Source organism: Luteimonas notoginsengisoli, from assembly GCF_042648885.1.
GTDB classification, from domain to species: Bacteria; Pseudomonadota; Gammaproteobacteria; order Xanthomonadales; family Xanthomonadaceae; genus Luteimonas; species Luteimonas notoginsengisoli.
In genome coordinates this window covers 619,451-642,374 of record NZ_JBHRYF010000008.1, presented here as the reverse complement: position 1 = coordinate 642,374, position 22,924 = coordinate 619,451, and the positions used below count along the sequence as shown (strand labels likewise).

Annotated in this window: 22 protein-coding genes; 9 read left to right on the top strand and 13 right to left on the bottom strand. The window is 68.2% G+C overall.

Annotation, left to right across the window (positions count from 1 at the left end; translation table 11 throughout):
- The first annotated feature begins 83 nt into the window (after positions 1 to 83).
- Complete coding sequence (locus tag ACFOM9_RS10740; RefSeq protein WP_386710171.1) at positions 84 to 377, top strand: hypothetical protein; 294 nt, start codon at positions 84 to 86, stop codon at positions 375 to 377.
- A gap of 231 nt (positions 378 to 608) precedes the next feature.
- Here ACFOM9_RS10740 and ACFOM9_RS10735 read toward each other — a convergent pair whose 3' ends face one another.
- Positions 609 to 1,727 carry a PA0069 family radical SAM protein gene (locus ACFOM9_RS10735; RefSeq protein WP_386710168.1) on the bottom strand — a complete coding sequence of 373 codons (1,119 nt, stop codon included), beginning with the start codon at positions 1,725 to 1,727 and terminating at the stop codon, positions 609 to 611.
- Between the two features lie 69 nt (positions 1,728 to 1,796).
- Between ACFOM9_RS10735 and cls the strand changes: the two genes are divergently transcribed.
- The 3 genes from cls (at position 1,797) to ACFOM9_RS10720 (ending at position 4,353) form a co-directional block, all read left to right on the top strand.
- Complete coding sequence (gene cls, locus ACFOM9_RS10730; protein WP_386711025.1) at positions 1,797 to 3,239, top strand: cardiolipin synthase; 1,443 nt, start codon at positions 1,797 to 1,799, stop codon at positions 3,237 to 3,239.
- Between the two features lie 81 nt (positions 3,240 to 3,320).
- Positions 3,321 to 3,572: a hypothetical protein gene (locus ACFOM9_RS10725; protein ID WP_386710165.1), complete on the top strand. Its 252-nt coding sequence runs from the start codon at positions 3,321 to 3,323 to the stop codon at positions 3,570 to 3,572.
- A gap of 13 nt (positions 3,573 to 3,585) precedes the next feature.
- The gene (locus tag ACFOM9_RS10720) at positions 3,586 to 4,353 is read left to right on the top strand and encodes a pyridoxine 5'-phosphate synthase (protein ID WP_386710162.1); all 768 of its coding nucleotides are present in this window, start codon (positions 3,586 to 3,588) and stop codon (positions 4,351 to 4,353) included.
- Here the strand turns inward: ACFOM9_RS10720 and ACFOM9_RS10715 are convergent.
- The 12 genes from ACFOM9_RS10715 to dnaA all read right to left on the bottom strand — a co-directional run bounded on the left by ACFOM9_RS10715 (position 4,308) and on the right by dnaA (position 17,694).
- On the bottom strand, positions 4,308 to 5,483 hold the full coding sequence (locus tag ACFOM9_RS10715) for a hypothetical protein (protein WP_386710159.1): 1,176 nt from the start codon (positions 5,481 to 5,483) through the stop codon (positions 4,308 to 4,310). The genes ACFOM9_RS10720 and ACFOM9_RS10715 overlap by 46 nt on opposite strands.
- Before the next feature lie 164 nt (positions 5,484 to 5,647).
- Positions 5,648 to 6,061 carry an ExbD/TolR family protein gene (locus ACFOM9_RS10710; RefSeq protein WP_386710156.1) on the bottom strand — a complete coding sequence of 138 codons (414 nt, stop codon included), beginning with the start codon at positions 6,059 to 6,061 and terminating at the stop codon, positions 5,648 to 5,650.
- A 12-nt stretch (positions 6,062 to 6,073) separates the two neighbouring features.
- The gene (locus ACFOM9_RS10705; protein WP_386710153.1) at positions 6,074 to 6,502 is read right to left on the bottom strand and encodes an ExbD/TolR family protein; all 429 of its coding nucleotides are present in this window, start codon (positions 6,500 to 6,502) and stop codon (positions 6,074 to 6,076) included.
- 26 nt (positions 6,503 to 6,528) lie between these two features.
- Positions 6,529 to 7,299 carry a MotA/TolQ/ExbB proton channel family protein gene (locus tag ACFOM9_RS10700; protein ID WP_386710151.1) on the bottom strand — a complete coding sequence of 257 codons (771 nt, stop codon included), beginning with the start codon at positions 7,297 to 7,299 and terminating at the stop codon, positions 6,529 to 6,531.
- A 90-nt stretch (positions 7,300 to 7,389) separates the two neighbouring features.
- Entirely contained in the window at positions 7,390 to 8,067 is a 678-nt protein-coding gene (locus ACFOM9_RS10695) for an energy transducer TonB (protein ID WP_386710148.1), read from the bottom strand.
- A gap of 142 nt (positions 8,068 to 8,209) precedes the next feature.
- The gene (locus ACFOM9_RS10690; RefSeq protein WP_386710145.1) at positions 8,210 to 9,436 is read right to left on the bottom strand and encodes a tetratricopeptide repeat protein; all 1,227 of its coding nucleotides are present in this window, start codon (positions 9,434 to 9,436) and stop codon (positions 8,210 to 8,212) included.
- Between the two features lie 108 nt (positions 9,437 to 9,544).
- Entirely contained in the window at positions 9,545 to 10,354 is an 810-nt protein-coding gene (locus ACFOM9_RS10685; protein ID WP_386710142.1) for a M48 family metallopeptidase, read from the bottom strand.
- A 59-nt stretch (positions 10,355 to 10,413) separates the two neighbouring features.
- Positions 10,414 to 11,232 carry a CPBP family intramembrane glutamic endopeptidase gene (locus tag ACFOM9_RS10680; protein ID WP_386710139.1) on the bottom strand — a complete coding sequence of 273 codons (819 nt, stop codon included), beginning with the start codon at positions 11,230 to 11,232 and terminating at the stop codon, positions 10,414 to 10,416.
- A gap of 13 nt (positions 11,233 to 11,245) precedes the next feature.
- The gene (gyrB, locus tag ACFOM9_RS10675) at positions 11,246 to 13,693 is read right to left on the bottom strand and encodes a DNA topoisomerase (ATP-hydrolyzing) subunit B (protein WP_386710136.1); all 2,448 of its coding nucleotides are present in this window, start codon (positions 13,691 to 13,693) and stop codon (positions 11,246 to 11,248) included.
- Positions 13,694 to 13,813: 120 nt separating this feature from the next.
- Positions 13,814 to 14,899 carry a DNA replication/repair protein RecF gene (gene recF / locus ACFOM9_RS10670; protein ID WP_386710133.1) on the bottom strand — a complete coding sequence of 362 codons (1,086 nt, stop codon included), beginning with the start codon at positions 14,897 to 14,899 and terminating at the stop codon, positions 13,814 to 13,816.
- A 77-nt stretch (positions 14,900 to 14,976) separates the two neighbouring features.
- Positions 14,977 to 16,077 carry a DNA polymerase III subunit beta gene (gene dnaN / locus ACFOM9_RS10665; protein ID WP_386710130.1) on the bottom strand — a complete coding sequence of 367 codons (1,101 nt, stop codon included), beginning with the start codon at positions 16,075 to 16,077 and terminating at the stop codon, positions 14,977 to 14,979.
- 291 nt (positions 16,078 to 16,368) lie between these two features.
- Positions 16,369 to 17,694, bottom strand: coding sequence for a chromosomal replication initiator protein DnaA (gene dnaA / locus ACFOM9_RS10660; protein WP_386710127.1), 1,326 nt, complete (start codon positions 17,692 to 17,694; stop codon positions 16,369 to 16,371).
- A 248-nt stretch (positions 17,695 to 17,942) separates the two neighbouring features.
- On the opposite strand from dnaA, the gene rpmH reads away from it, so the two are divergent.
- The 5 genes from rpmH (at position 17,943) to ACFOM9_RS10635 (ending at position 22,866) form a co-directional block, all read left to right on the top strand.
- A complete protein-coding gene (gene rpmH, locus ACFOM9_RS10655) occupies positions 17,943 to 18,083 on the top strand; it encodes a 50S ribosomal protein L34 (protein WP_013536759.1) in 141 nt (46 codons plus the stop codon).
- A gap of 49 nt (positions 18,084 to 18,132) precedes the next feature.
- The gene (gene rnpA, locus ACFOM9_RS10650; RefSeq protein ID WP_386710122.1) at positions 18,133 to 18,576 is read left to right on the top strand and encodes a ribonuclease P protein component; all 444 of its coding nucleotides are present in this window, start codon (positions 18,133 to 18,135) and stop codon (positions 18,574 to 18,576) included.
- Positions 18,576 to 20,285: a membrane protein insertase YidC gene (gene yidC / locus ACFOM9_RS10645; protein WP_386710119.1), complete on the top strand. Its 1,710-nt coding sequence runs from the start codon at positions 18,576 to 18,578 to the stop codon at positions 20,283 to 20,285. The genes rnpA and yidC overlap by 1 nt, the downstream gene beginning before the upstream one ends.
- A 103-nt stretch (positions 20,286 to 20,388) precedes the next feature.
- Entirely contained in the window at positions 20,389 to 21,732 is a 1,344-nt protein-coding gene (gene mnmE, locus ACFOM9_RS10640) for a tRNA uridine-5-carboxymethylaminomethyl(34) synthesis GTPase MnmE (protein WP_386710116.1), read from the top strand.
- Between the two features lie 114 nt (positions 21,733 to 21,846).
- A complete protein-coding gene (locus tag ACFOM9_RS10635; protein WP_386711022.1) occupies positions 21,847 to 22,866 on the top strand; it encodes an energy transducer TonB in 1,020 nt (339 codons plus the stop codon).
- Positions 22,867 to 22,924: the final 58 nt, after the last annotated feature.

Genomic DNA, 22,924 nt, shown 5'->3' with positions numbered 1-22,924 from the left:
TGCTGCCGCTGTTGCCGTTGCCGTTGCGGCTTCGCAGTGAGTCGCTCTTGCCCCTCGCTTCTGAAGACGTGGCCGCGCCACGAATGTTCGCAGACCCGGAGGGCGCCGCACATGGATGTGCGGCGTTTTTCTATGAGGCAGGAAGCCGATTAGAAAAATCCCTGCGTCGCTGGACGCCGCTGCGGGAGATGTGTACGGGAAAAGCGTTTTCTTTGGTTCGTTTCTTTGACGCTTATCAAAGAAATGAACTCGCCCGCTCAGCGGGCGAAACGCTCTTGACCTTTGCTCCCGCTCCGGGATGTTCGCACATCGAAGCCGGTGCCGAGGTCAATGGCAAAGTCAGAAGCTTCCGCCTTCGGCGGCTTCGTTTCTTTTGATAAGCGTCAAAAGAAACGGAACCAAAGAAAACGCTTTCCCGTGCAGAGCTAACCAGGCGATTCGTTGACGCAGGGATTTTTCTAATCGGCTTGCTGCCTCATAGAAAGACGGCGCACATCCTTGTGCGCCGCCCTCCGGGTCTTCGGACCGAGCCATGATTCGTTGGCAGAGATCACGGCAACAGCAACACCGAGCGACACGGCTACAGGGCAAGACGACCTCCAACTCGCTCAAAACAGGTCGCCCTGCGGCGACGGCTTGCGCGGCGCGATGAACTGGGTGGCATCGAGCGGAGGCGATCGCTCGAAGCCCAGCCGCCGGTAGGCCTTGGCGAAGCGTGCGGCGATCAGGTCGGCGAAGGGGCCTTCGCCGCGCATGCGCGTGCCGAACTGCGCGTCGTAGTCCTTGCCGCCTCGCATCTGCCGGATCAGGCTCATCACGTGTGCGGCGCGTTCGGGGTAGTGCAGTTCCAGCCACTCGCGCCAGATGTCCTTGAGTTCGTGCGGCAGGCGCAGCAGCACGTGGCCCGCGGACTGCGCGCCCGCTTCGCGCGCGGCTTCGAGGATAGCCTCGAGCTCTCGGTCGGTGATCATCGGGATTACCGGGGCCACCAGCACGCCCGTCGGCACGCCCGCCTCCGACAGCGCGCGGATCGCCTTGAGCCGGCTGTGCGGCGCGGAGGCGCGCGGTTCCATCTTCGCCGCCAGGCGGTTGTCGAGCGTGGTCACCGACAGGTGCACGCTGACCAGGCCACGCTCGGCCATCGGCGCGAGCAGATCGAGGTCGCGCAGCACCAGCGCGTTCTTGGTGACGATGCTGACCGGATGCCGGCATTCGGCGAGGATTTCCAGCAGCGCACGGGTGACGCGGTAGCGGCGTTCGATGGGCTGGTAGCCATCGGTGTTGATGCCCAGCGCGATCGTGCTGCAACGGTAGCCGGGCTTCGCCAGCTCGATCCGCAGCTGCTCGGGGGCGTTGGTCTTGGCATACAGGCGGGTCTCGAAGTCGAGCCCGGGCGACAGGTCGAGGTAGGCGTGCGATGGCCGCGCGAAGCAATAGACGCAGCCGTGCTCACAGCCGCGGTACGGATTCACCGACTGGCTGAACCCGACGTCCGGCGACTGGTTGCGGCTGATCACGCTGCGCGCGCGCTCTTCGGTCACGCGGGTGTCCGGGTGCGGCGGCGGGTCGGCGGCTCCAGCGGCGTCGGACAGGTCCCAGGTCGAGCCCCAGCCGTCGTCCTCGCTGCGCGCCACGCGCTTTTCGAAGCGCCCGGCTACGTAAGACGCCGAGCCGCGCCCCTTGGGGGCGCCTTGCAGCGCCAATTTGACCTTGCCATCGTCATGCATGGCTTAGGCTAGCGCTTTGGCGTCGCAGCGGCCGCGACATCGCGCCACATGATTCAGGGAACCGACCGCATGTTCGAACCGCTGCAAGACGCCTGGCAGGCCTTCGTCGCCATCCCGCACCTGCGCCTGTACGTGGCCGTGGTCTGGATCGCCTACCTCGTCTGGCTGGGGGGCTGGATCGTGCTGCAGAAGCGTGAGCCGGTGGCAACACTGAGCTGGCTGCTGGGGCTGGCGGCGCTGCCGGTGATCGGCTTCCTGATCTATCAGGTATTCGGGCCGCAGAAGATCAAGCGCCATCGCCTGCGGCGCAGCCGCAGCCGGATGCCGCGAGAGAGCACTGGCCTGGACGGCGACGACGAGGCGATCGAGCTGGCGCGACTGGGCGCCGCCACGACCGGGCTGCCGCCCTCGACCGCGCGCTCGGTACGGCTGCTGGTCGACGGCGCCGCCACCTATGCCGCGCTGCTGGAAGCCGTACGCGGTGCGCGCGAACACGTCCATCTCGAGTACTACACCTGCCAGCCCGACAGCACCGGCAATGCGCTGCTGGAGGCCCTGGTCGAGCGCGCCCGGGCCGGGGTGAAGGTCCGGCTGCTGCTCGACGCCGTGGGCTCCGCGAGCGCGACCAAGCAGTTCTTCGCGCCGTTGCTGTCGGCAGGCGGCGAGTTCTGCTGGTTCCATCCCGCGCGCTTCGGCCGGATCTGGACCCGCACCTGGGTCAACATGCGCACCCACCGCAAGATCGTGGTGATCGACGGCCGCATCGGCTTCACCGGCGGCATCAACATCACCGACGACGAGAACGATTCCCTGCGCGACGACGCCTTCCGCGACCTGCACCTGCGGATCGAGGGCGACGCGGTCCGCGCGCTGCAGCTGGTGTTCGTCGAGGACTGGATGTACGCGACCCGCAGTCGTGCGGTGCTGGCGGAGTTGCCCCGCGACCCGCCACCGCGCGAACCCGGGCCGGTGTCGACGCAGGTCCTGCCCTCCGGGCCGGACTCGTCGTGGGAATCCATCCACCGCATGCACGTGTCCGCGATCCACACGGCGCGCGAGCGCGTGTGGCTGTCGACGCCCTACTTCGTCCCCGGCGAGGCGGCGAGCATGGCGCTGACCTCGGCCGCGCTCGGCGGGCTGGACGTGCGGCTGATGGTGCCGCGGCGCAGCGACAGCCTGCTGGTGACGCTGGCCGCGCGTTCGTACTTCGACGAACTGCTCGCGGCCGGCGTGAAGGTGTACGAATACGGCCCCCGCATGCTCCACACCAAGGCGCTGCTGGTCGACGACGCGTTCGCGCTGATCGGCTCGGCGAATTTCGACAACCGCAGCTTCCGCCTGAACTTCGAGCTTTCGGTGCTGTTCCACGACCCGACGATCGCGGGGGAACTGGCGGCGCTGTTCGAACTCGACCTGGCGAACGCCCCCCGGGTACGCGACGACCGCCAGCGCCCGCTGTGGCGCGCGCGCCTGCCCGAAGCGCTGGCGCGGCTGGGCTCGCCGCTGCTCTGATCCATGCGCTGACGCGCACCGGGCTGGCGTCCGCGCCGGGGCGGTTAGACTGTCGACGTTTCCACGACCGAGGAGCGGCGCATGGCCTGGCTCTACCTGCTGTTGGCGCTGGCCGCGTTCGCGGTGGCGCTCAAGTCGACATCGGTCGCGCTGTCGGTGATCTGCCTGCTCGCGGCGCTGGGCTTCCTGATCGCTGCCGCGCTGGGCCTGCTGGCGCGCCGCATCGGCAGCCAGAGCCGCGACGAAAGCCTGATCCTGGATCCCGCCGAGCTCCGCCGCCTGCGCGAGCAGGCCCAGGCCGGACGCGCCGCCGGCGAACCGCCCGCCGCTTGAGCCGCCACCGCGCATGACCGTCCTGAGCGTCAACCTCAACAAGATCGCGGTGCTGCGCAACTCGCGCGGCGGCAGCGAGCCCGACCTGCTGCGCGCCGCGCACACCTGCCTGGACGCGGGCGCGCACGGCATCACCGTGCATCCGCGCCCGGACGCGCGCCACACCCGCAGCGACGACGTGCTGGCGCTGGCGGAGCTGACGCGCGGGTACGGCGTCGAGTTCAACCTCGAAGGCAATCCGTTCGCGCCGCCGCGCGCGGGTTATCCCGGCTTTCTCGCGCTGTGCGAACTGGCACGCCCGGCACAGGCGACCCTGGTGCCCGACGGCGACGCACAGCTGACCTCCGACCACGGGTTCGATTTCGCGCGCGACGCCGAGTCGCTGGCGCCGCTGGTCGCCGCACTGCGTGCGCTTGGCTGCCGGGTCAGCCTGTTCGCCGACACCGGCGCCGACGTCGCCCGCGCGGCGGCCATCGGCGCGGCGCGCGTGGAGCTTTACACCGGCCCGTATGCCGAAGCCTTCGCGACAGGCTCGGCCGCCGCCGCGCTGCCTGCCTACGCCGACACCGCGCGCGCCGCGGCCGCCGTCGGCCTCGGCGTCAACGCGGGACACGACCTGAGCCAAGCCAACCTCGCGGCCTTCCTCGATGCCGTGCCGAACGTGCTGGAGGTGTCGATCGGTCACGCGCTGATCGGCGAAGCCCTGTACGAAGGCCTGGACGCCACGGTCCGCCGCTATCTGGCGGTGCTGGGCCCGGACTCCGGGAACGACTCGCGGTAGGCGGCGAGGATTTCATTGCGCCGCCCGCCCCGCGGCCAGCCAGTCACCTTCGAAACGACGCGACCGTGGTTCAGAAAATAGAATGTGGGCGTCGCCCAATGGTCGATCATCGGGAAGCCCGCGGCGCGATAGGCGATGGTCATCGGCAGATCGGGATGTTCGGTGTTCCAGCGGTGAAAGACGGTGAAGTCCGTTCCGGTGTCCTGTGGCGCCAGCCATTTGGCGTGAGCGGCGAACAGCTTGCGCAGCGCGGGATCAGCTTCGATCGCATGCGCGGCATCCTGGGTGAAGTGGCACGACGGATGGCCGATCACAAGAATTCGTGGCAACGTCGCCAAGTCGAGCGGCGCCCACTCCAGCGTCCCCCCGGTCTCGTCGACTCGCATTTCGGCAGCCCCTGACACATCGGCACGCAAGCCTCGTAAGCGTGGTGGCTCCGGTTCATCCAGATCCGGGTGAGTTGCGAGGAAGTGGCGCGCCTGTTCGAATCTTCGCCCGGCGACCAGCAACCCGTAGGCCGCGCGGATGTCGCCGGGACGGGCCGCGCCGCGATCTTCCAGCAAGCGCAGGTCGGCCATCGCGTCGTCGAGGATGTCGCCGTCGTGGTGGTAGAACACCGCCAGCTGGGCCGCGAGCGTCAGCGCCCGAAGGTCCTCGTCCGACATGGCTGCACGGACACTACTGGCTTGCAGGCCCGAAAACCTGGCGCGGTAGAACTCGGTTAGCCGACGAAAGCGCTCGGCGTCAGCTACCTGCCCTGATAACTTGCCGTCCAGCGCCCGCATTTCCTCCATCTGGCGCGTGATCGGAGAAGCCTGCGGCACCTCGTCTGCCCGCGCGGATACGGTGCCGCCCAGGGCCAACAGCACGCTTACAGAAGCGATGCAGGCGAGCCGCTGCCACATGCGCCCGATCTGCACGCCTTGCAGCGGCGAGCCCGGGTTCGATCCGCGATCACCGGACCGGTTACGGGCGGACACGCGCTCGAGCGCCGATCTCGCACGGGCTTTCGTCGTGGCGATTGCGACCACCTTCCGCACGATCACGCGCGCCGTTCGGGTGCCTGCCTGCCGGCGCGGGCCTGCGCCGCGATCCGCCTCATGGCTTCCCTCGGTGAACGCCTGCTTCATCGATCCCGCCACTGCCACTCTCCGCATTCTTGCCTCCCCTTGCACGCTACTCGCTCGGCAAACAGGCATTCCGTGACGGGCACAAAAAAAACGCCGCCCGAGGGCGGCGTTCAAAGGTAAGCCCGGACCGGCGCGCTGCAGGTGCGCCGGCCGCGGTGGAGCAGTCAGTTCTTGACGAAACCGATCTTCTGCATCTGTGCGTTCTTGGCCTCGGCCAGCACCTTGGCGAGGACGCCGTACTCGGCGTCCGCGTTGACGTCGATTTCCAGTGTCGGCTGGTTGTTGACGTCGCGCTGGACCTCGGACTCCATCATGTTGCGCAGCGCCGAGATGGGCGTCGGGCTGTCGTTCCAGAAGATGGTGCCGGACTGGTCGATCCGCAGCCGGATCGGCTCCGGAGGATCCAGCGGGTTGACCGGTGGCGTAAGCGAACGCTGCGGAAGGTCGATGTCGATCGGGTACGACGGAATCGGCGCGGTCATCATGAAGATGACCAGGAGCACGAGCATCACGTCCGCAAGCGGAATGATGTTCATGTCGGACATCGCGCCGCCGTCGGAATTGGAAGAAAAGGCCATGATGCAATGTCCTCAGTGGTTCTGTTCTTTCGTGGCGACGAAACCGACCTTGCGCATTCCCTGCGCCTGCGCGGTATTGACCACATCCCTGATCGCCTGGTACCGCGTGGTCTTGTCGCCGCGGATGTTGACCGCAGGCTGCGGCGTCTTCTGCGCCTCGACCGCCAGCTGGCTTTCGAGGACATCCCGCGTGACCGGCTGGTCGTTCCAGTAGACGTCGCCGTCGTCGGTGACAGCCAGGGTGATCGGCTGCACCTTGTTCTTGGATTCGTCGACCTGGTCGAGGTTGGCCTCTGGCAGCTCCACCTTGACCTTGTGTGACATCAGCGGTGCCGTGACCATGAAGATGATCAGCAACACCAGTAGCACGTCGACGAGCGGAACGACGTTGATGTCAGCCTTCGGCGCGCCGCTGCCGCTATCGTTGGCACTGAAAGCCATATCCGGACTCCATCAGACGATGCGAATTACCGCTTGACCGGAACTTCGCCGACGCGCGAGCCGGTGGCGAAGAAGTCATGCAGGTCGTGCGCAAAGGTGTCGAACTTGTTGTTCGTGATGCGGTTCAGGCGCACGAAGAAGTTGTAGCCGAGCACCGCCGGGATCGCCACGAACAGGCCGAACGCGGTCATGATCAGCGCCTCGCCCACCGGGCCGGCCACCGCATCGATGGACGCCTGGCCGCCGGCACCGAGCCGGATCAGCGCGCCATAGATGCCCCACACGGTGCCGAGCAGGCCCACGAACGGCGCGGTGGCGCCAATCGATGCCAGCACGGTCAGGCCGCTCTCGAGCCGCATCGACTCGCGGGTCACGCCCTGGCGCAGCGCGCGGTCGACGAACTCCGACCGGTTCAGCGATTCAACCAGACGCGAGCCTTCGCTCTGCTGGTGGTGGGCAGCGGCCTGGGCGGCGTCGAGCGCGATCTTGGAGAACGGCTCGCTGCGCGGCTGCTCTTCCATGTAGCGGATCGCATCCTGCGCGTTGGTGGTTTCCCAGAACGTGGTGACGACTGCATCGCCGCGGCGGCGCAGGTTCACGTTCTTCAGCAGGTTGACGACGATCCAGTAGATCGACATCACCGACATGAGGATCAGGGTGAGCGCCACCACCCACTGGACGACGTGCTGTCCCGGGTTGGTGACCATTTCGTTGATCAGATGGTCGACACCCATCTGGGAGAGAGCAGCGGCGGCGTCGCCTCCGGGGGCGGGCGCGTTGGTGGTTTCCTGCAGCATGACGCTTACCTTTGGATGTTGTGGTTTGGGTGTTTGACGCGGTGGAGCGGGTCTTGCAAGTGAAGCCTGGTCTCGGGGCTGGTCGGGTGATCAGCCGCCGAGGTTGAAGTCGACGGGGACGCGGACACGGCCTGCGGCCTTCTGCCCGTTCACCATCGACGGGTTGAAGCGCCATTTCCTCGCGGCCGCCATGGCGGCGCGATCGAGGTCGCGATTGCGGCTGGACTTCTCCACCGACACATCGACCACGTTGCCATTGGCATCGACGTCGATGATCAGGATCACCGTGCCCTCGATCCCGGAGCGTGCGGCCGCGGGCGGGTACTTCGGCGGGTTCATGTTCTTCGAGGAGATGTCGACGCTGGCACCGATGTTCTGCTGCGGCTGCGGCGGCGCCGGCGGGGCCGGCGGCGGGGCCTGCACGTCCATCGGCGACGGTTCGTCGAAGACCACCGGCGGCTCTTCCGGCGGCGGCGGCAAGGGCGTGGGCTGCGGCGGCGCCAGCTGCTTGATTTCCTGCGGCTTGGGCGGTTCCGGCGGCGGCGGCGGCGGCGGCGGGGGCGGGGGCGGCGGCTCGATGATGACCACGCGGGTCACGTCTTCTTCGTCGTCCGCGTTGCCCGGCGGCGACACCGGCGCAAGCATCAGCATCAGGATCGCGACATGAACCGCGATCGCCAGGGTGATACCGGTGATGCGCGGCCAGTTGAGGCCGTCGTCGGCCTCATCGCGGTCGTGCTTGTAATGGGTCGGCAACTGTTCCGTCATGCGCAGCGGGCTCGAAATAGGGCCGGACGCCGCGGCGCCCCGGGTGTTGTTGATCCGCGGTTTTATTGGCCGCGGGAACTTCCAAGCTTATACCAATCCGGGCGGGCGATACCAACATCTTCCGGCCGGATCGAAGGCGTCCTTAGCCCTTCTGGGCCAGAATCTTCTTGGCTTCCTCGGGCTTTTTCACGCCCTTGTCGAGCGCCTTCTGCGCGGCCTGCTTGGCTTCGCCCAACCGGTCCTCGCCCCACAGGATCCGCGCCAGGTTCAAGTACGCCTCGCCGTCCGGCGCCAGCGGAGCGGCCTTCTGGTAGTTCTCGATCGCCAGCGCGGGCTGGTCGGTGAAATAGTAGGCCTGGCCCAGCGCCACGTAGGTCTGGTAGTCGGGCTTGATCACGCCCTTGTCCATGCCGTCCTTGATCACCGCGATGCCTTCCTTCTCCCGGCCCTCGGTGTTGAGATACATCGCGTAGAGATTGCGGTAGTCGCGGTCTTCGGTGAGCTGGCCCTTGGCCCGCATCTTCTCCAGCAGCGCGATGGCCTTGTCGTTCTGCTCGGCCTGCATGTAGATCGAGGCCAGGTTCATCTGCAGCTTCTTGTCGTCCGGGTTCTTGGCCAGCGCCTCTTCGGCGATCCGGGCCGCCTCGGCCGGCTGGTCGCTGTCGAAGTACGAGGCCATCAGCAGCTGCTGCCATTCGGGCTTGGCGTCGGCGCCGGCGGTGTCGATCGCCTGCTTCAGCGCCGTGATCGCCTCCGGGTAGCGCTCCAGCCGGTACAGCGCGTTGCCCTTGATCGCCAGCACGTCGGGGCTGGTGGTCTTGGTCTCGGCGATCAGCTTGTCCACCGTGGCCAGACCCTTGGCGTCGTCGTCGCCCTGCATCTGCAGCTGGCCGAGCATCAGCATCGAGTCGTAATGCTCGTTGTTGCTCAGGCCGTTGAACTCCAGCGCCTTCTGCAGGTAGCTCATGGCCTTGGCGTCGTCCTCGCCGATCAGGCTGGCCGCGGCCAGGCGCGCGGAGATGGCGCGCTCGTAGGCGTTGGCCTTGTCGTTGGCGATCATTTCGTCCGCGAGCGGGACGACAGCGGCCGCATCGTTCTCGCCGTAGGCGTCGAAGATCTTCTTCAGCTTCGCGCTGAGCTTTGCCGAGGCCTTGGCTTCTGGCTCCTCGCGGGTGGCGTTGGGATACTTGGCCTCGACCTTGGCGGTCGATTCTTCCTTGCCCTGTTCCTTGTCCGCCTTGCGGTTCTTGCGGCCGGAATGGAACGCGTCGGACGCCGACTGGGCGAACGATTCCGTGGCGGTGCCGGTCAGGAACAGCGCGAGCACGGCAGCGGCCAGGGCATGGCGGGCGGGGAAGGTCTTCGACATGGGATCACCTGACGTTCGTTGCAGAAGAGGGCCGGCGCGCAGCCGCGGCCGGGGTGCGAAAGCTAGCAGAAACCGCTTTCACGCGCGCAATTCCGGATTAACGCAAATTCAGCCGCAGCGTGGTGCGCGACCGTTGGCGCGGGCCTGTTCGTAGCGCGGCAGCAGGCCGTTGGCCCGCGCCTGCAGTTCGCCGATGCGGGCCTTGGGATCGGGGTGGGTCGACAGCCACTGCGGCGGGCGGTTGCCGCCGGCGCCGATCATGTTCTGCCACAGGTTCACCGCTTGGCGCGGGTCGAAACCGGCCTTGGCCATCAGGTCTTGGCCGACCACATCGGCCTCGCTTTCCTGGGCGCGGGAGTTGGGCAGCAGGAAGAATCCCTGCGCGGCGATGCTGCCCAGCTGGGTGGTCGTGTTGGCCGCGTTTTCGCCGTAGCCGGCGCCGGCCAGTCCCCCCGCCACGCCCAGTGCGCCCTGCGCGATCATCTGCCGGGTGATGCGCTCGTCGTGGTGGTGCGCGATCACGTGGCCGATCTCATGGCCGATCACCGCGGCCAGCTGGTCCTGGTTCCTGGCCACCTTGAAGATGCCGGTCTGCACGCCGACCTTGCCGCCCGGCAGGGCGAACGCGTTGGGCTCGTCGTTGACGAAGACCGCCGCGTCCCAGGCCGTGCCCTGCCCACTGTCGGCGGGCAACTCGCGCACCAGGGCATTGACCACGCAGCGCACGTACGCGAGCTGGCGCGCGTCCTTGGTCTGTGGGGTCTTGGCCTTGGCTTCCGCGAACGCCTGGGCGCCCATCTGGTTGAGCTGGTCCTGCGATACCGCGCCGACGTACTGGGTGCGCCCGGTCGGCGAGGTCGTGGTCGCGCACGCGGCGACGCCGGCCGCGACGGCAAGGCCGAGCAGGAGCTTCTTCATGGCAGGGTGGTCCTTGGCTTCGAATCCGCTGTTGTAGCCCGGTCCGGATCAACAGCCCGTCAATGCACGCCGGCCAGCAGCAGCGCGCTGGCGATCAGGTTGTTGATCGCGTGGGCGCCGATCGCGGCCCACAGGGTGCCGGTCCTGCGGTACACCCAGGCGAACAGTCCGCCCATGGCCGCGTAGCAGGTCCACAGCAGTGCGCCGGCAAGGACGCCGTCGTCGCCGGTGCCCGGCAGCTCGTGCATGCAGGCGAACGCCGCGCTGCTCAACACCAGGCCCAGCAGTGGTCGGCCGGCGGCCCAGAGGCGTCCGAACAGCACGCGCCGGAACAGCAGCTCCTCGTAGACCGGTGCCAGCAGCACGACGAACAGCAGCAGCCAGGCGGGATGCCGGGCGCCCACCGCCTCGATCAGCGCCTGGTTGGACGGCACCTGCTCGATGCCCGCTTGCTGCGCGAGGGTGGTGACGGCGGCGCTGAGGGCGAACGCGGCGAGCCCGGCCAGGACGGCCCAGCCCCAGGTCGAAGCCCGGCGCGCGGCGGCATGCGAGGCAACGCGCTCGCCGGGAGCGGCGCGGCGCCGCCAGGCATATAACACCAGCGCCGCGGCCGCGGTCGCCACGACGCTGATCGCGACCAGGGCCATGCCCTGCGGCTCGCCGATCTGGGCCGCGATGTGCTGCGGATCGCCCGACACGCTGCCTGCGAGTCCCAGGCGCAGGCCCCGGACCGCGGCCCACGCCATGACCCCGGCGATCGAGAGGCCGAACACCAGCGCGATCGCCAGTGCCAGGTCGACCGCGAACGCGGCCAGCGCCGGGCGCCACGGCTGCGTCGGCAGCGGTGGCGGGGCCACCGGTTCGGCGCGGACTTCCACGCGTCGGCGGCTGTCAGACGTCGAGGTTGGAAACCTTCAGCGCGTTGTCCTCGATGAACTCTCGGCGCGGTTCGACGACATCGCCCATCAGGGTCGAGAAGATCTGGTCGGCGGCCACCGCGTCCTCGATCCGCACCTGCAGCAGGCGCCGCGTGTCCGGATTGACCGTGGTGTCCCACAGCTGCTCGGGGTTCATTTCGCCCAGGCCTTTGAAGCGCTGGATCTGGCGGCCCTTCTTGGCTTCGTCGAGCAGCCAGGCCTGCGCCTCGGCGAAGCTGGCGATCGGCTGCGCGCGGTTGCCGCGGACGATCTGCGCGCCCTCGCGGATCAGCCCGTGCAGCAGCGCGGCAGTGTCGCGCAACGGACGCAGGTCGCCGCTTTCGAACAGCGAGAACGGCAGCACCTGGATCAGTTCTTCGCCCATGTGGCGACGCTTGACCAGCAGCGCGCCGGGGCGCGTTTCGTCCGCCGCCTGCAGCTCCAGCGCATAGCGCGGCTTGCCCAGGCCGCTGCGGTTGAGTCGCTTTTCCAGCGCGTCCAGCTCGTGGCGCTCGTCGGTGTTCTGCGCCAGGTGTTCGGCGTCGAGCGGGGTGAAGTCGATCAGCGACTCGAGCACCAGCGGGTCGAAGCGGTGCGCGTTGCGGACGATGGCATCGCGCGCGCCGGCATAGGCCAGCAGCAGCTTCTCCAGCGCGGTCCCCTCGATCGCGGGCTCGCCTTCGGCGGGGACCAGCGATGCGCCCTCGACCGCGTTGTTGGCCAGGTAGGCGTTGAGCGCCGTGTCGTCCTTCAGGTACAGCTCGGTCTTGCCCTGCTTGATCTTGTACAGCGGCGGCAGGCCGATGTAGACGTAGCCGCGATCGATCAGCTCCGGCATCTGGCGGTAGAAGAACGTCAGCAGCAGGGTGCGGATGTGCGCGCCGTCGACGTCGGCGTCGGTCATGATGATGATGCGGTGGTAGCGCAGCTTGTCCGGGTTGTATTCGTCGCGGCCGATGCCGGTGCCCAGCGCGGTGATCAGGGTGCCGACCTGATCGGACGCGAGCATGCGGTCGAAGCGTGCGCGCTCGACGTTGAGGATCTTGCCGCGCAGCGGCAGGACCGCCTGGTTCTTGCGGTTGCGGCCCTGCTTGGCCGAGCCACCGGCCGAGTCGCCCTCGACGATGAACAGTTCCGACAGCGCCGGATCCTTCTCCTGGCAGTCGGCGAGCTTGCCGGGCAGGCCGGCGATATCGAGCGCGCCCTTCCGGCGCGTGAGGTCGCGCGCCTTGCGAGCCGCCTCGCGGGCGCGCGCGGAGTCGACGATCTTGCCAGCGATGGCCCGGGCTTCGTTGGGATTTTCTTGGAGGAACTCCTCCAAACGCGCACCGAACGTGTGCTCAACTACCGGTCTCACGTCCGATGAGACCAGCTTCTCCTTGGTCTGCGACGAAAAGCTCGGGTCCGGCACCTTGACGCTCAGCACCGCGATCATGCCTTCGCGCATGTCGTCGCCCGACAGGTTGACCTTGGCCTGCTTGGCGATGCCGTTCTGTTCGATGTAGTTGGTCAGGGTGCGGGTCAGCGCGGCGCGGAAGCCGATCAGGTGGGTGCCGCCGTCCTTTTGCGGGATGTTGTTGGTGAAGCAGAACATCGTTTCCTGGTAGGAATCGGTCCACTGCAGCGCCACGTCCACGGTGATGCCCGCCTCTTCGCCGCTGACCGAGATCACGTTGGGGTGCAGCGGGGTCTTGAGCTGTGCCAAATGTTCCACGAACGAGGCAATGCCGCCCTCGTACTGGAACACATCCCGGCGGCCTTCCCCGCGTTCGTCGACCAGGGTGATCTTCACCCCCGAGTTGAGGAACGACAGCTCGCGCAGGCGGCGGGCCAGGATGTCGTAATGGAACTCGACGTCGCTGAAGGTTTCCGTGGCCGGCCAGAACCGGACGAGCGTGCCGCGCCGGGCGGAGGGCTCCAGCTGCACCAGCGGCGCCACCGGCTCGCCCATGGCGTATTCCTGGTGGTGGTGGAAGCCGTCGCGCCAGATCTCCAGGGTCAGCTTTGCCGACAGCGCGTTGACCACCGACACGCCGACGCCGTGCAGGCCGCCGGATACCTTGTAGCTGTTGTCGTCGAACTTACCGCCGGCGTGCAGCTGGGTCATGATGACCTGCACCGCCGAGACGCCCTCTTCCTTGTGGATATCCACGGGCATGCCGCGGCCGTTGTCGAGCACCGAGACCGAGCCGTCGTCGTGGATGGTGACGAGGATATCGTCGGCGTGCCCCGCCAGCGCCTCGTCGACCGAGTTGTCGACCACCTCGAACACCATGTGGTGCAGGCCGGTACCGTCATGGACGTCGCCGATGTACATGCCCGGGCGCTTGCGCACCGCTTCCAGGCCCCGCAGCACGGTGATCCGGCTGGAATCGTAGACGTTGTTCTGGCCCTGCTCGGCGCCCTGGTTGGATTCGGTCATTCGGCTCAAGACTCCCGCGGCGGCGGCGTGGGCCGGCACCGAGACACATTAGCTAAGGAATGCTCGAATTATAGCAATTCGAGGGGTGGGCCGCCGCGCTGCCCGTGGCTGTCGGGCCTTTCAGGCCGCGTCGATCCGCCCGTGTTCCACGTGGAACAATCTGTATTCCAGGGCCCCCAGCGTCGTCTCGGCGGGCAGTTCGGTGCCCGTGACGAGCACCTGGGCATCGCCCCTGGCCAGGCGCTCCAGGACGCGCCGCTGGTGGCTGCGATCGAGCTCGGAAGCCAGATCGTCGAGCAGGACCACCGGCCATTCACCCCTTACGCCCGCGTAGTGCTCGGCCTGGGCCAGCACGCAGGTCAGGGCCGTCAGCTTCGCCTGCCCGCGGGAAAGCGTTTCGCCGCGCGGCAGGGCGGAATGGCGAATCCGCCAGTCCGCGCGATGCGGGCCTACGGAGGTGAATCCCGTCTGCAGGTCCCGCTCCCGGACCAGCAGCAGCGCGTCCGCCAAAGACAGTTCGTCGCGCCGCCAGCCGGGCAGGAATTCGAGGGTCGCTTCCCCCAGCATTGGCGCCAGTTCGCCGGAGATCGCGCCCAGCGGCCCCTGCAGCTGCGCGAGGTAGTCCTCGCGCAGGCGCGTCATCGGCTCCCCGGCTTGGGCGAGTTCGTGATCCCACACGTCGAGCTGCTCGTTGCGTCCGCGCTGCTTGAGCAGGCTGTTGCGCTGTTTCAGAGCCCGCGCATAGCGTCGCCATAGCGGCAGGAAGTCCTGTTCCACGTGGAACAAGCCCCAGTCGACATATCGGCGCCTGGGCTCACCGCCGCCGCTGACCAGCGCGTGGCTCCCGGGCTCGAAGCTGACGACGGCAAAGGCGGCGCAGAGGTCGCCGAGGTGGGCAACCCCCTCCCCATCCAGTCGTCCTTCCCACGTCTGGCCGCCGTGGCGCAGGCCTGCCTTTCGACGACGCGTCTGGGCATGATCTTCCCATTCGACATACACCTCGAGTGCCGGAGCATCGCTGGTGACCAGCCCATCGCGCACGCGGCCGCGAAAGCTCCGACCGTAGGCCATCAGATGCACAGCCTCCAGGAGGCTCGTCTTGCCGGCGCCGTTGGCACCCACGAACAGGTTCAGGCCGCGGCCGGGCACCACGACGACGTCGTCCAGACTGCGCAGCTTGCGGACTTCAACCCGCGACAGGCGCACGTTGACTCAGCCGCACAGAACGAAACGCCCGGTGAAAGCCGGGCGTTGTTGTTCCACGTGAAACATGGCGCGGGAACTCAAAGCCGCAACGGCATGACGACATGACGGCAGCGATCGTTGGAGGCCTCGCGCACCAGCGCTGACGAGTTGGCGTCGCGCAGGGCCAGCACGACGTGTTCGTCGCGCAGCGCGCTCAGGGCGTCGAGCAGGTAGTTGACGTTGAAACCGACCGCCAGGTCGTCCACCTTGGTCTCGGCCTCGACCTCCTCCTGCGCCTCTTCCTGCTCGGGGTTATGGGCGTTGATCCTCAGCTGGCCCGGGGAAACCTCCAGGCGCACACCGCGATATTTCTCGTTCGACAGGATGGCCGCACGCTGCAGCGCCGCCCGCAGGACCTCGCGATCGATGCGGACTTCGCGATCGGCGCCGATCGGGATCACCGCTTGATAATCGGGGAAGCGCCCATCGATCAGCTTGCTGGTGAAGGTCACATCGTCGCGCTTGACCCGGATGTGGTTGCGGCCCATCTCCAGCTCCAGCGTGCGGTCGCCGCCCTCAAGCAGGCGCTGCAGCTCCTGCACACCCTTGCGCGGGACGATGATCTGGCGCTTGGTCTGGCCCTCGGCATCGAGCGCCGTTTCACACAGCGCCAGGCGATGGCCGTCAGTGGCCACGCAGCGCAGGCGCTGGTCGCCTAGGTCGAACAGCAGGCCGTTGAGGTAATAGCGCACGTCCTGCTGCGCCATCGCGAACGCGGTTCGCTCGATGAGCTCCTTGAGCGCGGCTTCCGACACACTGACGCGCTCGGTGGCCTCGACCTCGTCCACCGAGGGGAAATCGTTGGCCGACAGACTGGCCAGGGTGAACCGGCTGCGCCCGGCCTGCACCGTGACCTTGTCACCGGTCTGCGAGATCGCAATCTTGCTGCCGTCGGGGAGCGCACGGACGATGTCGAACAACTTCCGCGCGGGGATCGTGGTTTCGCCGTCCTGCGCATCGTCGACCGGGGTACGGGCGATCATCTCGACTTCCAGATCGGTGCCGGTCAGCGACAGTTGCCCGTCCTTGACCTGGACCAGGAGATTGGCCAGCACGGGCAGGGTCTGGCGCCGTTCGACGACGTTGACCACCTGGCCCAGCGGCTTCAGGAACACTTCGCGCTGCAGACTGAAACGCATGCCGTTTGTTTCCCCTATGCCCTTGCTCTAAGAATGGGATAAATACAAAAGCTGGTGGTGATGGAGTCTCGAAAATCTGGTTGTAACACTCATAACCATTTGAATGTATTCAAAATTATCGCCAATCAAGACCGTAGATAACCGTCGCTGCGGTGCGGGGCAATCTGTGGATAACTTTCAACGCCCGGAGTCGCCCCGGAGTTGTCCACAAGCTGTCCACCTTGCGTCCACGGTATTGCGGATCACCTGCTGGCGCTGCCCGGAAGCGTGGGCGGGCACCAGCGGGATGCCTTATTCGCTGAGCTTGCGGATCAGCTTGTCCCAGTCTTCGTGGAGCTTGCCGTCGGTGCCGAGCAAGCTGCGGATCTGGCGGCATGCGTGCAGCACCGTGGTGTGGTCGCGCCCGGCGAAGGCGTCGCCGATCTCGGGCAGGCTGTGTTCGGTCAGTTCCTTCGCCAGGGCCATTGCCACCTGTCGGGGGCGAGCCAGCGAACGGGTCCGGCGTTTCGACAGCAAATCCTTGATCTGCAACCCGTAGTAGTCTGCCACGGTCTTCTGGATGTTGGCGATGCTGATCGCCTGCTGCTGCGCCCGCAGCAGGTCGCGCAGGGTTTCCTGGGCGAACTCCTGCGTGATCGCGCGGCCGGTGAAGTTGGCGCGCGCGGCGAGCGTGTTGAGCGCGCCTTCGAGGTCGCGCACGTTGGACCGCATCTTCTTGGCGATCAGGAAGGCGACGTCCTCGGGGATGTTGGCGCCGCGCTCGCGCGCCTTCGACAGCACGATCTGGGCGCGCGTCTCGAAGTCGGGCGGGTCGATCGGCACGCTCAGCCCCGAGGCCAGGCGCGACTTCAGCCGGGGCTCAAGTCCCTCCACTTCGCGCGGGAAACGGTCGCAGGTCATGATGATCTGCTGCTTGCCGTCGAACAGCGCGTTGAAGGTGTGGAAGAACTCCTCCTGGGTACGGTCCTTGCCGGCGAAGAACTGGATGTCGTCGATCAGCAGCGCGTCGACCTGCTGGAACTGGCGCTTGAAGCCGTCCATCGCCTTGTCCTGCAGCGCCTTCATCATCGCGCTGAAGAACTGCTCGCTGCGCACGTAGAGCACGCGCATGCCCGGGTTGTGGCGGCGCATCTCGTTGCCGGCGGCGAACATCAGGTGGGTCTTGCCCAGGCCGGTGCCGCCGTACAGCAGCAGCGGATTGTGGGCGCGATCGCCGGGGTTCTGCGCCGCATGCCACGAGGCGGCGCGACCGAGCTGGTTGCTGCGCCCTTCGACGAAATTGTCGAAGGTGTAGTGGCTGTCGAGGTTGCCGGCGAACGCCACCACCTCGTGCACGCTGCGCGCCGGCAGGGTCGTCGTCGCGGCGCGGTCGGCGGCGACCCGCGGCAGCGAGCCGATCTCCAGGGTGACATCGGCGTTGCCGGCGAAATGGCCGAGCAGTTCGCGGATCCGTCCCAGGTAGCGCGAGCGCACCTCGTCGCGGACGAAGGCATTGGGCGCGTACAGCACCGTCGCGTCGTCGCGCCAGGTGGCCTGCAGCGGCTTCAGCCAGGCATGGACGTCCTCGGCGGGAAACTCGGCTTCAAGGCGTTCGAGGCAACGGGGCCAGGCATCCATACGTTCGATTCTGCGCAATGACAGCGCCGCGTCGTGCGCCCGGATCGGGCGCGCAACGGTCGCGGCAGCAAGGGAGCGGGCAGACTACCACCGCACCCCGGCAGGCGCACGGCAGCGCCCCGGCGCCGCAGCGGGATCGCGCGACGGCCACGGAACAGCGCCTCCTGCGGAGACGCCGCTTGACCGGCCAAAACAGCTCACAGTAAAATCGCCGGTTCTTTCCGACGCGTATTCGCTCGAGTCCCGCCATGGCCACCAAGCGCACCTACCAACCCAGCAACCTCAAGCGCAAGCGCGACCACGGCTTCCGTGCCCGCATGAAGACGGCCGACGGCCGCAAGATCCTGGCTCGCCGCCGCGCCAAGGGTCGCAAGCGCCTGACGGCCTGAGGCCGTTTCGCTGCGGCCGGCCCCCGGCCGCGATTGCACCGTTTTGCCCATGACTGCCTGCTTCCCGCGCCACGTGCGGGTACGCGCACGCGCCGAATTCGACCGCGCGTTCCAGCAGGGCAGGCGCACTGCCTCGCCCCTGTTCTCCCTGCATTTCGTCGCCGGCCCGCCGCCGGCGCGGCTCGGCCTGGCCGTGTCGCGCAAGGTCGATCCGCACGCAGTCGGGCGCAACCGCATCAAGCGCGTGCTGCGTGACCTGTTCCGCCAGCTGCGCGCGCAGCTGGCGGACGGCGATTACGTTGTCGTCGCCCGCAAGGCCGCGGCGCAGAGCGAGAACGCTGCCCTGCGCGCGGGCCTGTTGCACCTGCTGCAGCGCGCCGGCGCATTGCCGCAGGGCGACGCGGGCGGCACAATCCCCCCCGCGGCGCCCGCTGCCCCTCCTTCCCATTCCGCGTCGGACGATCGACCCGACGGCTCGAGCCTGCCTGCCTGATGAACCAGACCCGTACGTTCCTGATCTTCGCCTGGATGATGGTGGCGGTGCTGCTGTGGATGGAGTGGGGCAAGGACAAGCAACCCGCGCCCGCCGCGGCCGAAACCGCGCAGCAGGCGCCGCCCAGCGCCGGCGCCCTGCCGGGCATGGCCCCGGGCGACGTGGAAGCCGCGATCCCCAGCGCGAAGCCGTCGGGCGCCGCCGGCAACCCGGCAGCGGCCGCGGTCGCCGCCACGCCGATCGCCGCCGATCACCGCGTGACCGTCACCACCGACGTGCTGACGCTGTCGCTGGACGGCGGCAACGTGTTCGACGCGCAGCTGCTGCAGTATCCACAGGACAGGTCGGAGGGCAGCCCGCCGGTCAAGCTGCTCGATGACGACCCGACGCATTTCTATGTCGCCAAGAGCGGCTGGGTCGGCCAGGCCGGGGCGAGCGTCCCGGCGCTGGTGCCGGAGCAGCCGCAGCAGCGCGACGTCAGGCTCGCCGACGGCCAGAAGGCGGTGCAGGTCAGCTTCGTCTCGCCGCCCGACGCCGCGGTGCGCATCCGTCGCACCTACACCCTGACGCGCGGCAGCTACGCCATCGGCGTGCACGACGAAGTCGTCAACACGTCTGGCAAGCCCTGGCAGGGCTACCTCTACCGCCAGCTTGCGCGGATCCCGCCGCAGGCCAAGAGCGGCATGACCAATCCCGAGTCGTACAGCTTCGCCGGCGCCAAGTGGTTCAGCGCGGCCGACGGCTACGAGGGTCGCAAGTACAAGGACTTCATCGACGACGGTCCGCTCGACAAGACCGTCACCGGGGGCTGGATCGCGCTGCTGCAGCACCATTTCTTCACCGCGTGGATCCCGCAGAAGGACCAGGCCGCGCGCTTCGGCCTGACCAGCGCCGGCAGCGTCGAGGGCATCCATGCGATGGGCCCGTCGTTCTCGCTCGCGCCGGGCGAGAAGGGCGTGAGCGACGCGCGCCTGTGGGTGGGACCGAAGCTCGTTTCGCAGCTGCGCGCGCAGGCCGTGCCGGGGCTGGAACGCGCGGTCGACTACAGCCGCTTCCAGGTGTTCGCGGTGCTCGGCCAGGGCCTGTTCTGGATCCTGGCCAAGCTGCATGCGCTGTTCGGCAACTGGGGCTGGGCGATCATCGCCCTGGTCTGCCTGCTGAAGCTGGCGCTGTTCCCGCTGTCGGCCGCGCAGTACAAGTCGACCGCCAAGATGCGCCGCTTCCAGCCGCGCATCGCGCAGCTCAAGGAGCGCTACGGCGACGACAAGCAGAAGTTCCAGATGGCGATGATGGAGCTTTACAAGAAGGAGAAGATCAATCCCGTCGGCGGCTGCCTGCCGGTACTGCCGCAGATGATCATCTTCATGGCGCTGTACTGGGTGCTGATGGAGTCGGTGGAACTGCGCCAGGCGCCGTGGACGCTGTGGATCCAGGACCTCACCGCGCGCGACCCGTACTTCATCCTGCCGGCGCTGAACATCGCGATCATGTGGGCCACGCAGAAGCTCACCCCGATGAGCGGCATGGATCCGATGCAGCAGAAGATGATGCAGACGATGCCGCTGATCTTCGGCGTGATCCTGGCCTTCCTGCCCGCCGGCCTGGTGCTGTACCAGGTGGCCAACGGCGGCCTGGGCCTGCTGCAGCAGTGGGTGATCACCCGCAAGTACGCCGAGCCGCCGTCCAGGCCGCTGGTGGAAAAGAGCTGACGGCGACCGGCGTGGATCGATCGAGCAAGCAGGGCCCGCCGCAAGGCGGGCCTTGTGCATTCCGGGACGCCCGCTGCGGCCGGGGTCTGCGAACATGTCGGCCATGACCGACGCCCGCGACACCATCGTCGCCATCGCCACCGCGCCGGGAGCCGGCGGTGTCGGCATCGTGCGGCTGTCGGGGCCACGCGCGCGCGCCATCGCGCGCGAGGTCTGCGCCGGCAAGCCGCTGCGGCCGCGGCTCGCGCGGCACGTGCGTTTCGTCGATGCCGACGGGGCGACCATCGACGACGGCATCGCGCTGCACTTCCGCGCGCCGGCCAGCTACACCGGCGAGGACGTGGTGGAGTTGCAGGCGCACGGCAGCCGCGCGGTGCTGCAGCTGCTGGTCCAACGCTGCCAGGCGCTGGGCGCGCGCGGCGCGCGGCCGGGGGAGTTCAGCGAACGCGCGTTCCTCAGCGGCAAGCTCGACCTGGCCCAGGCCGAAGCAGTCGCCGACCTCATCGCCGCCGGCGACGCGACCGCCGCCCGCGCCGCGCGTCGCGCGCTCGACGGGGAGTTTTCGCGCCGCAGCGACGCCATCGCCGCCGAGTTGCTGGCGCTGCGGGTGCACGTGGAGGCGGCGATCGACTTTGCCGACGAGCCGCTCGACACCCTCGGCGGCGGGCCGCTGCGCCGGCGCCTGGACGCCGCAATCGATGCCCTCGACGCGCTGCTGGCCGACGCCGAGCGCGGCCGCAAGCTGCGCGACGGCCTGCACGCGGTGATCGTCGGCCCGCCCAACGTCGGCAAGAGCTCGCTGCTCAACGCGCTGGCCGGCAGCGATCGCGCCATCGTCACCGACATCGCCGGCACCACCCGCGACCTGCTGCGCGAAACCATCCGCATTGACGGCGTCGAGCTGACCTTGGTCGACACCGCCGGGCTGCGTGAATCGGGCGACGTCATCGAGCGCGAGGGCATGCGCCGTGCGCGCGCCGAACTGGCCAGCGCGGACCTTGCCCTGGTGGTGCTCGATGCCCGCGCGCCGGACGCCGGCCGGGCCGAACTCCAGGCCGCGGTGGCGGGCGTGCCAACGCCGCTGTGGCTGCTCAACAAGTCCGACCTGGTCGAGGACGCTGCGCCGGCCGCCGCCGCCGGCCTGCCGGTCTCCGCGCGTACCGGCGCCGGGCTCGACCAGCTGCACGAACGCCTGCGCGCGCTGTGGCAGGGACAGGCCGCGGACGCCGCCGGAGGAGCTTTCACCGCCCGCGGGCGCCACGTCGACGCGTTGCGCCGGGCTGCGACCGAACTCCTCGCCGCCCGGCAGGCACTGGCCACCGAGAGCCTGGACCTGGCCGCCGAAGCGCTGCGCGCGGGCCACGACGCCCTGGGGGAGATCACAGGCCGGGTCGCCCCCGACGACCTACTTGGTCACATTTTCTCGAGCTTCTGCATCGGCAAGTAGTCCCGCGCGCCGTTCAGGGAGCCGGGCAGTTGACAAACCGGCTGTACTATCGCGTCCTACGCAAGTGCACCAATCGCACATCCAGGGGGAGTACCGATGTCTTTGTCACAGTCCATGTCACCGCTTGCGCCCGACGCCCGGCCGGCCCACCTGCGCCTGGCGCTTGGGGTGCTGCTGGTCGTCGCGATCAGCGCCTGCGGCCAGAAGGAAGACGCCGCGCCGGCGGCCACCGGCGCCGAGCCGGCCGCGACGCAGCCGGTCCAGCCGCCAGCGCAGGCGGTCTCGGCCGAGGTCGCCGCGCTCAGCGCCGACGACCTGCGCAAGAAGGCCACCGAGGCCTACCAGGAGAGCAAGCTCTATGCCCCGGCCGGCGACAACGCGATGGAGTACTACCTGGCGCTGCGCGACAAGCTGCCCGGCGATCCGGGCGTGTCGAGCGCGCTGACCGACCTGATGCCGATGACCGTGATCGCCACCGAACAGAGCCGCGACCGCGGCGACTTCGATGAAGCGCAGCGCCTGTATGGCCTGATCGAAAAGGCCGACAAGAGCCACCCGTCGCTGCCGCGCCTGAAGGCGAGCATCGCCGCGGCGCAGGAAGCGGAAATCAAGCGCGCCGAGGAGCAGAAGCTCTCCGCCGAAGAGGAAGCGGCCAAGAAGATCCAGCTGGAAAAGGAGCGCCTCGCCCAGCAGCAACAGCAGCAGCAGCAGGCGGCCGAGCAGCTGGCCAACCAGCAGGCCGAGCAGGCGGCCGCAGCCAAGCGTGAAGCGGACCAGAAGGCCGCGGCCCAGCGCGAGGCGGACCAGAAGGCCGCGCAGCAGCGCGCCGCGCAGCAGGCCGCGCCGAAGCCGGTCGAGAAGGCGACGGTGTCCGCGAGCGACCTGCGTCCGATCAGCACGCCGGCGCCGCGGTATCCGATCGACGCCCTGCGTGCCGGCCAGTCGGGCGAGGTGCAGGTGGAGTTCACGGTGGCCGCCGACGGCTCGGTCAGCAGCGCGCGCGTGGTGCGCTCCGACCCGCCGCGGGTGTTCGATCGCGAGGCGGTCGCCGCGGTCAAGCGTTGGCGCTTCGAGCCGATCGGCACTCCGGTCACCACGCGCCGCACCATCGGCTTCAACCCCGGTGGGGGGTGAGCCAAGCCGCCTGCGCCGCACTCCGCGCAGGCTGTCGACGCCCGGCCATGGATAACCG